Below are 13123 nucleotides of genomic sequence, written 5' to 3'. Positions count from 1 at the left end.
CCTTTGCAATCCCTATGGTTTGAACGGTATCAGGCTGGAATCCCACTATGGAAACGAAAATTCGGGTCCGGTGACTCAATGGTATCTTGCTCAATTCCTGCAAATAACATCACCCGATCATCAACAGGCCCGCCATTAATGGCTTCAGCAAGCGTCAGATAATCCTGAAAATGTCGACTTTCAGACTTCAGCAGGGACAAATAGAATTTCTTCAACTCATCATCAAGACAGGGTGACAACGCTGCAAAGCGCTCACAGGACCGGGCTTCAATAAACGCTCCCATAATCAGGGTATCGATCAGCTTTTCCGGCTCAAAGGTTCGAATTACAGAGCTTAGCTGACCAGCATAACGACCAGCCCCCAGGTGAGTATAAGTAATATTTCTGCGTGCCATGATGGCCAGGACCTGCTCATAATGCCTGAGCTCTTCTCTTGCCAGTCTGGACATCTTATTCAAAAGGCTAAACTGATCTTGCGGCTTGAGCTGCCGCCTGATCCCGCCCTCATTTTTATCACGAGCCGAAGCAAACTGACCGGTACGATAACGGCTCATGATTGCAATGGCACTTTGAGCGGCCTTCAATTCGTTATTGGCATGATCAATCAGAATCAAAGAGAGATTTTCTGGCTTTCTGGCCTCTTCGACCCACACTTCGGGCGTTGGGCAGGGTAAGAATTCAAGAATATGGGAAATATCGATCATAACTGGCTCACTTTACTGAGCCAGTATGTTAACACAGTCAAAATTCAGCAGTGGAGATGGCTGGCAAGTATTTATAACGAAGTATCAAGCCCTTTCTTTTTATTATGCAGCATATTATCCAGCAATCCCATAAAGAAAGCTGAGGCAACAAACGTCAGATGCATCAAAACAGCCCACATAAGTTTATCATTAGGCACATTATTGGCGTTCATGAAAACTTTGAGCAGATGAATTGAAGAAATGGCAACGATAGAAGCAGCTACCTTCGCCTTCAGAGAGCCAGCATCCATTTTCCCTAACCAGCTTAATTTATCTGTCTCTTCGGCAATATCAATTTTAGAGACAAAATTTTCATAGCCTGCATACATGACCATCACGATCAGCCCACCCACTAAAGCGACATCGATCAGAGTGAGTGCCTTAAGGGTCACGTCATTCTCATTCATGTGAGAGACGTTTAACAAGAGATAGAGAGCACTTTGAAAAAACTCAATCAGCAGCGCCACAAGAACAAGGCTTAACCCCAAATAAATCGGAGCAAGCAGCCAACGGGCAGAATACAGCAGTTTCTCAAACAATCTTTCCATAAGTAGCTAAACCAGTAGAGCCAATCAGTAAAATTTTTGCAGCATACTATCACATTTACGCATGAGGAAATTATATATAGTCACATTGGATAAAACGACAGAGAACGACTAAATTGCACGCGTGCTAACACTACCTTTTCCTTAAATGTGGAATAGCGCTATGAACAGATTACTTATTGCATCAATCCCCTCATTAATATTGTCTCAAGCACTTGTCACCCACGCGGGTTTAACAGAAAAAACCATTCTGGACCAGCAGGCAGCTTCGGGAGGTAAAAAAGCTTATATTCAGATACTTGAGCCTACTGTGGAGCAAAGGCTCCAAAGCAGTGGACTGATCACACAGACACCAGAGCAAGGTGAAGTTGTTCTTACAGACAAGCATAATACCCAGTATTACGGGACATTCCTGATGGGGTCCCAAAACCAGACATTCACTGGAGTGCTGGATACCGGATCAAGCAATATCTGGACACCGGAAAAAAGCTGCCTCACACCAGGCTGTGAAGGCAAGGAAAAGTTTGACCCCGATCTAAGCCAGACATTCTCAACAAATGGTCAGCCACTCTCCATACAGTACGGAACGGGCAGTATGCAGGGGTATGTTGGCTATGACACAGTTACATTTGGCGGAATCAGTGTCACTAAACAGGGTATAGGCCTGGCCAACCAGCTTTCGAACAATTTTCAGAATTCACCCTTCGATGGCATTTTTGGTCTTGCCTACAAATCCATTGCCAGCGATCAGGTTACTCCGTGGATGGACAATGCCGTTGCACAAGGACTCATCCCAAAAGCCATTTTCTCATTCTATCTGTCAAACTCCCCGGGCAATGGGGCCGGCCGGCTCATTATCGGCGAGCCTGATCCTGACTATTATCAGGGAGATATTAACTGGCACTCCCTGCAATCTCTTGAGACTGGTAGCCCTATAGATTTTTATTACAACATTGCCTTCGATGGTATAGCTGTTAATTCAGACAGCATTCCTCTGACCTGCCAATATCAGGGCAAATGTAGAGCCATCATTGACTCCGGCACCTCACTGATTGTTGGTCCCGCCAATGATATTGCCAGCATCCAAAATGCCTTGAATATTAACCCGGATTGTTCAAACCTTGATGAACAGCCTGACCTTGTCTTCACCATTGATGCCACAAAGTACACAGTACCGCCTGAGTTCTACATAGTTAAGCAAGTTGACTGGTGGGGTCAGGAGCAGTGTACCGCAGGGCTCGCACCGGGAAACCAGGATTTCTGGATCTTTGGGGATGCCTATATGCGGGGATTCTATGTTGTCTTTAATAAAACTGATAGCCAGATTGCTTTTGCCAAACTGGTAGATGAGCTAGGAGCACCTCAGGAAATGCGAAAGCACTTCACATCACACCCCATGATCGTCTCAGACCCGATACAGTAATAGGAAAAAAACCGCTGACAGAAAACTGACAGCGGTTTGTTGTTCAACGAACACCTAAGGTATTAAAAACGGTAGGCTACACCTGCCATATAAACCCAGGGATCGAGAGATACGTCGATTTTGTAATCACCGGACCCATCTGCATTTTTAAATGTTCCGGTGGTATCAATATCCATATACCAGACAGCAGCATTCAAACTCCAGTTATCAGTAATCTGGTAATCAAAACCAGCCTGAGCCGCCAAACCGAGCGAATCATCCAGCTCGAGACTGCCAAAAGCAGCATCGGCTCCATTAATAAATTTCTCACTGAAAAAGATGGTGTAATTCAAGCCAAGGCCAACATAAGGCTGGAATGCAGAATTGTTCTGCATAGGGTAGTACTGGACAGTCAGTGTTGGCGGCAGATGCTTAACTTCGGCAAAGTCATTCAAGCCAGAAAGCCCACCCTTGCCCTGTAAGTTATGCGAGAAAGGCGTTGCTGCCAGCAATTCAATACCAATATTATCCTGAACCATATAGGTCAAAGATAAGCCCAGCTGAGAATCGTTATTAACATCTACTTTCTGATCAGCTTGTTCAATGCCAGCTGCATGCAGATTACCGCTATCAACATCCGGATTAACACTGACCAAGCCAGCACGAACAATAAAGTCGCCAGCTTCATAAGCCTGTGCAGCACCAGATAACAAAGCCGTTGCACTGATAATGGCAAGCGAAAGAGATTTGATCTTCATTCCTTATCCTTTTTTTTATTAATGGGCTGGATATGTAAGATCTTTTTATTGTATGAACTTCATTCAGCAAATTTATTGACTTAGATCAAACCAACAAAAAACATCAAATTTATTCACACCATTTCTTTTAATAATGTAAATTTTCACAAAACAACGCTCACATACTCCTAACAGCACAGTATTTTATTGACTTAGATCATTAAATCATCAGTTAATCTCATGCATGATGGAATCAAAAGAAACAGAATTTCAAGCAAGAAGGAGAGACAAATGCGTGGAATCACCAAAGTTCTGGCCGTTGTTGATACCAGAAAGGAAGAGCAACTGGCCCTTGAGCGGGCCAACCAGATCTGTCGGGTAACCGGGGCTGCGCTGCATATTCTTGCACCCAACCCAAAAGCCGATGGTGAGTCCATGGTTCGCCTGGAAGCCCTGGCTGAACCCCTGATGGCAGAAGGTCGAGAAGTGTATCTTCATGAAACTTGGCACGACTCTGTCATCGAAACCATCATCCATGTTCGCCAGATGGAACGTTGCCACCTTGTTGTCAAAGATGCCAAGCTGATAAGCGCTCTGAAAAAAGCGTTTTCCACCCCTGAAGACTGGAGTCTGTTGCGACGTTGCCGCGTTCCTGTCCTTCTGGTCCAGGAGAGAAGCGACTGGACCAAAGGCAAAATACTTGCAGCCATTAATGCAGACCCAAGAGATCATTATCACAGTGTTCTCAATCAGGCCATCCTACAATACGCTACGGATATTGCCGATGACTTCTCCTCAGAACTGCATCTGGCTACCGCATACCCTACTACCATGCTGGCCATTCAAGACCAGGGTGATGGCTTAACTGACAAAAACCACTACGAAAAGCATTGTCGAGAATATGCCCGTGAATTCAACCTGAATGAGAGCCATTTCCATATTGAACCCGGCCCTACCGAAACGATGATTCCGGCATTACTGAAAGAAATTGATGCCAAATTACTGATTCTTGGCACGCATGCCCGAACAGGCATCAGTGCCATTGCCATTGGTAATACAGCTGAACAGCTGATCTCAGAGGTTAAAACCGACATCCTGGTTCTTCAACCAAAGCACCATATGATCCCCCTTGAGCGTGAATTGAGTCAGTGACTAACAGTGATGCCTTGTCAGCACCATCTGACAGGCATCACTTAAATTAATTGCCCTCATTCTGTAACGAAACCGGATAAAGCGCTTAAAAACTTCTATATTGTCTTATCGAGGCTTTTCTCCCTTCAATCTTTTCAAGCAAGAGATTAACCCCCAGGCTGATTGTGTTTCACCACCTGCCCAGGATTTTCCTGGGCCGAGCGAAACCAGAATCTGATCAATCAGATTTTCTGGTATTTTCTTTCCACATAACTGGTAATTCCCTGAGACTGGATATGAACAAGAAAGAACTGGTTGAGCAAGTCGCTGAACAAGCAAACCTGCCACGAAGCAAGGCAGAACTGGTTGTCAATGCCTTTATCAGCAACACGCAGGACACGCTGGCAAGCGGAGATGTCGTTCAACTCATTGGTTTTGGCACATTCTCAGTGGCGGACCGGGCGGCCAGAAAGGGGCGTAACCCCCAGACCGGTGAAGAAATTCATATACCCGCCTGCAAACTGCCACAGTTCAAACCAGGTAATAAGTTCCGGGAAATGATCAAATAGACAGGCTTATATTGCAAAGGGCGCTCTCAATTAGCCATGAGACCCGTTCTTCACACACGCTTCGTCTGAATGCGTGTGAAAAAACCGAAGGGCCGCCCTATGGTTTACGTCATTCTACGTTGCTTACTAATCAGCTCGCGCCTTTATACCCTTTGGGTATTCTCTGGCACAAACCATGAATAGTCGGCCACCTGTCTAATTGAGAACGCCCGCCGAATACTTCTGTAATATCACATACTGCTGCACAAGTACTTTGACATAAAAAAGCGCCTTTACGGCGCTTTTTTATGCAATACCCATCCTTTTTATGCCATGGCCCTCATAACATTGAGAATCGCCCTTTTCTTCAGCAGATTCATTCTGTGCAGCTGGCTGATGATTTCCCCATCCACCTCTGAATCACTGACCACCTCATCGGATATAATCAGATACTGATTTCCCCGCCCGGTGGCCAGCCACTCAAAGGAAACTTCGAGTATCTCTGCCATTTTACGCAGATTATCCAGACTGGGACTACTCATACTGGTTTCCCACTGGGCCAGCGCACTTCTGGAGATACCAATCAAATCAGCCAGTGCCTGCTGTGAGAACTTCTTATCTTTGCGGGAGCATAAAATCCTTGTTGTCAGGTTCATCCTTGCACACTCAGGAAAGGTTCAGAAAGAGTTCCATGATCAATCAGCACACAGAAATCCCTACACATAATATTCACTATGTGATTCGGCTGTTTCTTTAAAAGCGTTAGATTCTGTTGATAAAAGGAGAGCGGGAGAAAAGCTAAGACAGGCCATAGTATAACCATGGCCTGAGGGAAAAGAATTACAGAGAGAGCATTAGACCAGCAATGGTAGCACTCATCAGGTTAGACAGAGTACCTGCAGCCACCGCCTTAACACCCATACGGGCAATGTCCTGACGACGGTGTGGCGCCATAACACCCAGACCACCCAGCAGAATCGCAATGGAAGACAGGTTGGCAAAACCACACAAAGCAAATGTGATAATGATCTGAGTACGCTGTGACAGCACCTCAACACCAGCAGCAGCGGCTGCCTGAGGGTCCAGGTAATTCACGAAGTCCATGTAGGCAACAAATTCATTAACTACCAACTTCTGTCCAATGAAACTGCCTGCAGTAACAATCTCATTCATAGGCACGCCAATCAGGAATGCCAAAGGACTGAACAGATAACCCAGAATTATCTCAAGGCTCAGATCTGGATAATCAAAGAACCCACCAACCCAGCCCATGATGCCATTGAGCATTGCAATCAGGGCGATGAAGGCCAGCAGCATGGCGCCCACATTGGCTGCCAGCTTCATACCAGAAGAAGCACCAGAAGCAGCAGCATCAATCAGGTTTGCAGGCTTATCAGTGTCACCTTCCTCATCAACCAGTTCAGAGTCATCAGGCGTATCGGTTTCTGGCTTGATCATCTTAGCCATCAACAAACCACCCGGCGCAGCCATGAAACTTGCTGCAATGAGGTATTTCAGCTCAACCCCCATACTGGCATAGCCCGCCAGAACAGAGCCGGCAACGGAAGCAAGACCACCAACCATAACGGCGAACAGCTCAGAGTTTGTCATACGACCAATATAAGGTCTGACCACCAATGGTGCTTCAGTCTGACCAACAAAGATGTTAGCGGTTGCAGACAGGGATTCTGTACGACTGGTACCCAGTAACTTCTGCAGAGCACCACCGAGAATGGTAACCACTTTCTGCATAACGCCAAGATAGTACAGAACAGCAACGAGAGATGAGAAGAAGATGATAATGGGCAGAACGTTTATCGCGAAGATAAAACCTACCTTGAAATTACCCAGATCACCGAAAAGAAAACCAATACCCTGATTCGCATAACTGATAACATTACTGACCGCATTGGAGACATTACCCAGAATCTCCTGACCCAATGGCACATAAAGAACCAAGGCCCCCAGTACAGCCTGGATGGCAAACGCACCACCGACCGTTCGCAGGTTAATGGCTTTCCGGTTATCGGATAACAAAAAGGCGATTGCCAACAAGCTGGCAATACCAACCAGACTCATAAGTATTTGCATGGGAACAGGTTACCTCAAATGGATGATCAGCTCCGACCAGTTACCCAGCCAGAACTATAGATAAATCCACGGAATTGTATAACCTGATTTACAAAAACAGAACAGTTATCTGACACAACTGTTCAAATTTAGAACAACTTCAGAGCAAAACATTGAGCTAAATCAAGAGAAGGAAAACAAACTGCACGATGACCGGCAACTATCTATTGAATAATAATTTTGATCATGCATTCAGAAAAACAGCTGCCAGGATAAACAAACTCCTCAACGGATCTCATGAATTCACAAAAAGCCGTTATAAGTGATCACCATGCGCACTAATCTGCTGGATCGTAGAGTTGAATAATGCTCGAAAAATCCTGAGTGTTTCCAGAGCGGATCGAATGCATTTTATACAGGTTTTCCGCCAGCGAGGCCATTGGTGTTGCTGTCTTGCTGCCTGCCGCCGCATTCAGGGCCAAATCAAGATCCTTTGCCATCAAGCCCACCATAAAGCCACCCTGATAGCCATTACTGGCTGGCGCTTGAGGCATGACTCCCGGGACTGGATTATATTTTTCCAGAACCCAGTTGCCCCCAGAACTCTTATTCATGATTTCAGAGAGCACTGCTGGATCAAGGCCATTATCAATACCCAACTTGAGGGCTTCCGATGTCCCCGTCATAAGAACAGCCAACAGCATATTGTTACATATTTTTGCCAGCTGTCCGGCACCAGCGCCACCAGCATGAAAAATATTCTGCCCCATCACCTCCAGGTAAGGTCTGGCTCGTTCGACTGTTTCTGCACTGCCTCCAACCATAAACGTCAATGTACCGGCGGCAGCCCCGGCAGTTCCACCCGAAACCGGAGCATCAATAAAATCAATGCCCTGCTCTTCGGCCTTTACACCCACCTTTTTGGCAACATCTGCCTCAATGGTGCTGCAGTCTATAACCAGACAACGGCTGCCAATAACATTAAAAAGGCCTTCATCACCAAGATAAAGCGCTTCCACATGTTTGCCAGCAGGCAACATACTGATCACAACACTGGCATCCTGAGCAGCATCGGTTACCGACTCAGCTCTTGAGCCTCCTGCTTGCTCCAGCTGATCCAGTGCTTCAGGCATCAGGTCAAAACCACAGACTTCATAACCGGCTTTCACCAGATTCTGAGCCATGGGACCACCCATATTACCAAGGCCGATAAATGCAATTTTTGTCATTATTATGATCCTTATCCAAAGCAGGCCAAATGAGGACAAAAGCCTGCTGGCAAAATACGTTTATTCCCAGCGCTTATTCATAGCTCCACTCAGGCTTGCGCTTCTCAAGAAATGCACGAACCCCTTCCTGCTGGTTTTTGCCATTGAACAATTCCAGAAACAACTCTCTTTCGTTGGGCAAAGCATCCCTTGAGAAGCCTGATCGACTCATTTGTACCAATTTTTTACAAGCTCTCAACGCATCGGGGCTCTGCTTTTCAGCATTAGCGGCCAATGCTTTCGCACGCCCCACACTTTCACCAGCCCCCACAACCTCTTCCACCAGACCAATTTCCAATGCTTTTTCGGCCCCTACCTTCTCACCACAGAGAATCATGCGCTTGGCCCAAGCTTCTCCTACAAGAATTGCCAGGTTCTGAGTTCCCCCAGCACAAGGCAGCAAACCCACTGCAGCTTCCGGCAAAGCCATAATGGCTCGCTCTTCAGCCACTCTCAAGTCGCAAGCCAACGCAACTTCCAGACCACCGCCCATCGCATAACCATTAATAGCCGCAATGGTGAGTCCATTAAAATCACTGAGAGCTTCGAAGGCCTTGCCAAACCCTTCTGCAAAAGGTCTCGCTTCTTCAGGCGTCAGGTTATCAAAGCGTTTTAAATCAGCACCGGCACTGAAAAACTTCTCAGAAGCTGAAGTAATAATCAGCGCAACAACATCCGGTTTGCGGTTTAACTCCTGAATAATCTGCTCCAGTTTTTCCAGACTCTCAGGCGTCCAGGTATTAGCCGGCGGGTTATCCAGGGTCAGAATGGCGGTACGCCCTTCATAAGTAAGGCGCAGCTTTTCAGACATAGCCTCAGACATAATTACTGTAACTCCATACCAGTTTCAGAGATGCTCTCTGAGAGCAGACGACGAGCGACGATCAGCCGCATGATTTCATTAGTGCCTTCCAGTATCTGGTGCACACGGTTATCACGAACATGTCGTTCCAGTGGGTATTCTTTGATGTAGCCATAACCACCATGAATCTGGAGCGCCTCATTACACACCTGGAAACCGATATCCGTGGCAAAACGCTTGGCCATGGCACAATAGGCCGTTGCTTCCGGATCCCCATTATCCAGTTTAAACGCAGCCAGCCGCACCATCTGACGGGCAGCGACCAGCTCAGTATTCATATCAGCAAGCTTGAACTGCAACGCCTGAAATCCTGCCAGTTCACGGCCGAACTGCTTGCGCTCTTTCATATACGCTCTGGCGGTATTCAATGCCTGTTGTGCCGTACCTACCGAGCAGGTAGCAATGTTGATACGTCCACCATCCAACCCCTTCATGGCAAACGAAAACCCCTCACCTTCGGATCCCAACAGGTGATCAGCGGGTATACGAACATTATCAAAGGAAATCAGTCGGGTTGGCTGGGCATTCCAGCCCATTTTCTCTTCTTTCTTGCCATAGTGAATGCCTTCAAGGTTCGCAGGTACAGCAAAGGCCGATATACCTTTCGGACCTTCTTCTCCGGTTCTGGCCATCACCAGCAGCAGATCAGTACTACCCGCACCAGAAATAAACATTTTAGAGCCGTTGAGAACATACTCACCACCATCACGAACAGCTTTAGTCTTCAGTGAAGCAGCATCACTGCCTGCCCCCGGCTCTGTGAGACAATAAGAAGACAGCTTGCTGCCACTGATCAAACCTTCCCCCCAGTCGGACTTAACCCTGTCAGTAGCAAACTCACTGACCATCCAGGTCACCATATTATGAATGGTGATATAGGCAGTCGTAGCCGTACATCCCATAGCCAGCTGCTCAAAGACAATATGTGAATCGAGTCGGGAAAGACCAAGCCCCCCCATGGATTCATTGGTATACAGGGCACAGAAGCCAAGGTCACCCGCTGCCTTGATAACATCAACTGGAAAATGAGAATCAAGATCCCACTGCGCAGCATGGGGAGCCAATTCAGCGTCGGCAAATTGCCTGGCCAGATCACGAAAGGCGATCTGCTCTTCAGAAAGGTTGTAATCCATGACTTCAGTCTCTTGTTCTTATTTAACAGCAAATGACCGGAAGGCTCATTCGACAACAAAAAGAAAGGGCAACAGAGCCCTTTTACTTGATCAAATCATTTCAACCGCAATGGCTGTCGCTTCGCCACCACCAATGCAGAGTGAAGCAACACCTTTTTTACCACCCGTCTTTTTCAATGCATGCAGCAATGTCACCAGAATACGGGCACCACTGGCACCCAGAGGATGACCAAGCGCACAGGCACCACCGTTAATATTTACTTTACTATGATCAAGCCCCAGTTCACGCATGGCCATCATGGCAACTACCGCGAAGGCCTCATTAATTTCGAACAGATCAACATCACCGGCCTGCCAGTCTATTTTCTCCAGAAGCTTACGAACACAGTCAATAGGTGCAATGGTAAACTCCTCTGGCTTCTGGGCATGACTCTGATAACCAAGAATCCGGGCAATAGGCCGAAGTCCCTGCGCTTTTGCATCTTCTTCTCGCATGAGCACCAGCGCGGCTGCACCATCAGAAATAGAGCTTGAGTTAGCGGCAGTTACTGTTCCATCTTTGGTAAATGCCGGCCGAAGCTGACGTATTTTCTCCGGTCTGGCTTTACCAGGCTGCTCATCAATGTCCACCAGCCCTTTGCGGGTTTCAACAGGAACAATTTCATCAGCAAAAGCACCGGACTCTATCGCCTTATTTGCCCGTTCCAGAGAAGTCAGAGCATAGTCATCCATCGCCTCACGGGTTAAACCAAAACGATCAGCCGTTTCCTGGGCAAAAACCCCCATGGCTATACCGCGGTAAGCGTCTTCAAGGCCATCAGTAAACATGTGATCTTTCACCTGACCATGACCAAGACGCATACCACCCCGGGCTTTATCAAGCAGATAAGGTGCATTGGTCATGCTTTCCATACCACCGGCAACCACCATATCCGCTTCGCCAGTTTGCAACTGGGTAGCACCCAGCATCACGGTTTTCATCCCAGATCCGCAGAGTTTATTGAGTGTTGTGGTGGGTACATGAACTGGGATTCCTGCATTCAGCGCTGACTGTCGTGCAGGCCCCTGCCCTGTTCCAGCAGGCAACACACAGCCCATCAGCACCTCAGAAACCTTTTCAGGAGCCACACCTGCACGTTCCAGGGCTGATTTGATGGCAATGGTACCCAGATCTACAGCGGTAGTAGACGACAGATCACCCTGAAATCCGCCCATGGGAGTCCGGGCTGCGGAGACAATGACGATGCTCTCTTGTAACGGATTACGTGAAGAAGACATACTGAAACTCGCTTTTTTGTTATTTATTCTTTCTTTGTAAACGCCACAGGATGCATTGCCAGTGAATCAAAACAGCATTTACACATTGTATTTTTTTAAGAAAGACAGTGTTTTATCGTTTATTTCTATTTACTGCCTTTTTGCATCATAGCTCTATTGTTACCAAAAAACGATATCAGAGCGAACACGGCAGGAGCAAACCAGCACCTTCTGACCTTAATCTTACCGACGGCAATTATAAGGCCCATTGAACACTTGCAGCTCACCCTTTTGAACTACAAAGAATGCAATTTATGCATACACATTTCGGGTACAGGATGGACAAACAACAGATCACTGATACTTTTTAAAAGACAACATCAGTATAAGGACCCGGCCATGCGCCTCTTATCAGGCCTTACTATTTCGACCAGTCTTTTGTTTTCATCCCTCCTGTTCCAGCCATCAGAAGCCAAGGCCTGTACCACTTTTGCCTCAGTGGGCACAGCTAATGATGAGGGTGGGCTATTAATGGCCAAGAACCGGGACTCCCTGGCAGCATATGAACAGTTAGCAGTAAAAAGAGAGCCCGGAGAAAATGCTTATCTTGGCCTTTTCTATAACAGTGTTGATCAGACACCGTACCCTTATATTGCCGCAGGCATTAATGAGCATGGCCTATCAGTGGTACAGAATGAGTCCGCTTCTATTAACAATGCAGACAAATTTAATGATGCAGACCAGTCTGCGGCTATTTACGCCATCCTTAAAGATCATCGTTCCGTTGCGGAAGTTTTGGAAAACCAGGAAAAACTGTTTGGCAATGGCCTGGCAAATTTTCTGATCATCGGCGATAAATCCGGAGCAATTCTGGTCGAGGTCGGGCCCAAAGAAGGTTCCTATCAAATACTCCATGCCAGTGAAAACAATAACCTTCTATACCATACCAATCATTATGTATTGGAACCTATGCGAGGGTTTAATAAGGTTTTCTACCCCGACTCTGCAGACCGGTTTGAAACCATAAAAGCGCTGATGAAGGGTGCACCTGGCCAGCTAACGGCAGAAGGTAACTATTACCGCTGGATGAACAGCGCCCAGAATGGCCCCTACAACAGTATTCTTCGGGAAGTTACCGTTGCCAGCTGGGTTGTCAGCCTGCCTGAAAATGGCACACCTGATCTTAATGTGCGCTTTACTTCACCCAGCCAGACCTTTCAACGCTATGAACTGGAGCTAAATTCGGAGTTCTGGAATTATCCCCCTGCAAAAATCCAGCCCCTTCCCCTGAATGCCGACGGCATTGATAGTGAACCGGTAGGCAGTGAGCGACGATACACCTATACCGAAGGTGAACTTTAACCTCACCTGCAAATCAAAGAGCTTAGGGGTGTCCACAATTAGACATGTGACCAGCCCCTGAAACA

General features: G+C 46.9%; 13 protein-coding genes. 4 read left to right on the top strand and 9 right to left on the bottom strand.

Annotated features, from left to right (window positions below):
• Positions 1 to 29 precede the first annotated feature (29 nt).
• Together miaE and GV64_RS13035 are read right to left on the bottom strand one after the other, a co-directional pair.
• The gene (gene miaE, locus GV64_RS13040) at positions 30 to 704 is read right to left on the bottom strand and encodes a tRNA-(ms[2]io[6]A)-hydroxylase (protein ID WP_020583357.1); all 675 of its coding nucleotides are present in this window, start codon (positions 702 to 704) and stop codon (positions 30 to 32) included.
• A 71-nt stretch (positions 705 to 775) separates the two neighbouring features.
• Positions 776 to 1291, bottom strand: a complete 516-nt coding sequence (locus tag GV64_RS13035; RefSeq protein WP_020583356.1) for a TIGR00645 family protein — start codon at positions 1289 to 1291, stop codon at positions 776 to 778.
• A gap of 160 nt (positions 1292 to 1451) precedes the next feature.
• Between GV64_RS13035 and GV64_RS13030 the strand changes: the two genes are divergently transcribed.
• Positions 1452 to 2711, top strand: a complete 1260-nt coding sequence (locus GV64_RS13030; protein WP_020583355.1) for a pepsin-like aspartyl protease — start codon at positions 1452 to 1454, stop codon at positions 2709 to 2711.
• A gap of 62 nt (positions 2712 to 2773) precedes the next feature.
• On the opposite strand, the gene GV64_RS13025 is transcribed toward GV64_RS13030, so the two are convergent.
• The gene (locus GV64_RS13025) at positions 2774 to 3448 is read right to left on the bottom strand and encodes an OmpW/AlkL family protein (RefSeq protein ID WP_020583354.1); all 675 of its coding nucleotides are present in this window, start codon (positions 3446 to 3448) and stop codon (positions 2774 to 2776) included.
• A gap of 270 nt (positions 3449 to 3718) precedes the next feature.
• Here GV64_RS13025 and GV64_RS13020 point away from each other — a divergent pair, with 270 nt between their 5' ends.
• Both GV64_RS13020 and GV64_RS13015 read left to right on the top strand, forming a co-directional pair.
• Positions 3719 to 4579 (top strand): universal stress protein, encoded by an 861-nt coding sequence (locus tag GV64_RS13020; RefSeq protein ID WP_020583353.1) that lies wholly within the window; start codon positions 3719 to 3721, stop codon positions 4577 to 4579.
• Positions 4580 to 4854: 275 nt separating this feature from the next.
• Positions 4855 to 5127: an HU family DNA-binding protein gene (locus tag GV64_RS13015; RefSeq protein WP_026258366.1), complete on the top strand. Its 273-nt coding sequence runs from the start codon at positions 4855 to 4857 to the stop codon at positions 5125 to 5127.
• 305 nt (positions 5128 to 5432) lie between these two features.
• Here GV64_RS13015 and GV64_RS13010 read toward each other — a convergent pair whose 3' ends face one another.
• The 6 genes from GV64_RS13010 to GV64_RS12985 all read right to left on the bottom strand — a co-directional run bounded on the left by GV64_RS13010 (position 5433) and on the right by GV64_RS12985 (position 11717).
• A complete protein-coding gene (locus GV64_RS13010) occupies positions 5433 to 5762 on the bottom strand; it encodes a helix-turn-helix domain-containing protein (protein ID WP_020583351.1) in 330 nt (109 codons plus the stop codon).
• Between the two features lie 184 nt (positions 5763 to 5946).
• Positions 5947 to 7197, bottom strand: a complete 1251-nt coding sequence (locus tag GV64_RS13005; protein ID WP_026258365.1) for a NupC/NupG family nucleoside CNT transporter — start codon at positions 7195 to 7197, stop codon at positions 5947 to 5949.
• Positions 7198 to 7514: 317 nt separating this feature from the next.
• Positions 7515 to 8405, bottom strand: coding sequence for a 3-hydroxyisobutyrate dehydrogenase (gene mmsB / locus GV64_RS13000; protein WP_020583349.1), 891 nt, complete (start codon positions 8403 to 8405; stop codon positions 7515 to 7517).
• Positions 8406 to 8478: 73 nt separating this feature from the next.
• Positions 8479 to 9267, bottom strand: coding sequence for an enoyl-CoA hydratase (locus GV64_RS12995; RefSeq protein ID WP_020583348.1), 789 nt, complete (start codon positions 9265 to 9267; stop codon positions 8479 to 8481).
• Between the two features lie 2 nt (positions 9268 to 9269).
• Complete coding sequence (locus GV64_RS12990) at positions 9270 to 10439, bottom strand: acyl-CoA dehydrogenase family protein (protein WP_020583347.1); 1170 nt, start codon at positions 10437 to 10439, stop codon at positions 9270 to 9272.
• A gap of 90 nt (positions 10440 to 10529) precedes the next feature.
• Entirely contained in the window at positions 10530 to 11717 is a 1188-nt protein-coding gene (locus GV64_RS12985) for a thiolase family protein (protein WP_033403282.1), read from the bottom strand.
• A gap of 378 nt (positions 11718 to 12095) precedes the next feature.
• On the opposite strand from GV64_RS12985, the gene GV64_RS12980 reads away from it, so the two are divergent.
• Complete coding sequence (locus GV64_RS12980; RefSeq protein ID WP_020583344.1) at positions 12096 to 13058, top strand: carcinine hydrolase/isopenicillin-N N-acyltransferase family protein; 963 nt, start codon at positions 12096 to 12098, stop codon at positions 13056 to 13058.
• The last annotated feature ends 65 nt before the right edge of the window (positions 13059 to 13123 follow it).

The organism is Endozoicomonas elysicola (genome assembly GCF_000710775.1).
GTDB lineage: Bacteria > Pseudomonadota > Gammaproteobacteria > Pseudomonadales > Endozoicomonadaceae > Endozoicomonas > Endozoicomonas elysicola.
This window is presented reverse-complemented; position numbering and strand designations above follow the sequence as displayed.

Coding starts and splice junctions, on each gene's coding strand:
- miaE (WP_020583357.1), bottom strand. CDS start 704: ATGATCGATATTTCCCATATTCTTGAATTCTTACCCTGCCCAACGCCC.
- GV64_RS13005 (WP_026258365.1), bottom strand. CDS start 7,197: ATGCAAATACTTATGAGTCTGGTTGGTATTGCCAGCTTGTTGGCAATC.
- GV64_RS13025 (WP_020583354.1), bottom strand. CDS start 3,448: ATGAAGATCAAATCTCTTTCGCTTGCCATTATCAGTGCAACGGCTTTG.
- GV64_RS13010 (WP_020583351.1), bottom strand. CDS start 5,762: ATGAACCTGACAACAAGGATTTTATGCTCCCGCAAAGATAAGAAGTTC.
- GV64_RS13015 (WP_026258366.1), top strand. CDS start 4,855: ATGAACAAGAAAGAACTGGTTGAGCAAGTCGCTGAACAAGCAAACCTG.
- GV64_RS12990 (WP_020583347.1), bottom strand. CDS start 10,439: ATGGATTACAACCTTTCTGAAGAGCAGATCGCCTTTCGTGATCTGGCC.
- GV64_RS13035 (WP_020583356.1), bottom strand. CDS start 1,291: ATGGAAAGATTGTTTGAGAAACTGCTGTATTCTGCCCGTTGGCTGCTT.
- GV64_RS12995 (WP_020583348.1), bottom strand. CDS start 9,267: ATGTCTGAGGCTATGTCTGAAAAGCTGCGCCTTACTTATGAAGGGCGT.
- mmsB (WP_020583349.1), bottom strand. CDS start 8,405: ATGACAAAAATTGCATTTATCGGCCTTGGTAATATGGGTGGTCCCATG.
- GV64_RS12985 (WP_033403282.1), bottom strand. CDS start 11,717: ATGTCTTCTTCACGTAATCCGTTACAAGAGAGCATCGTCATTGTCTCC.
- GV64_RS13030 (WP_020583355.1), top strand. CDS start 1,452: ATGAACAGATTACTTATTGCATCAATCCCCTCATTAATATTGTCTCAA.
- GV64_RS13020 (WP_020583353.1), top strand. CDS start 3,719: ATGCGTGGAATCACCAAAGTTCTGGCCGTTGTTGATACCAGAAAGGAA.
- GV64_RS12980 (WP_020583344.1), top strand. CDS start 12,096: ATGCGCCTCTTATCAGGCCTTACTATTTCGACCAGTCTTTTGTTTTCA.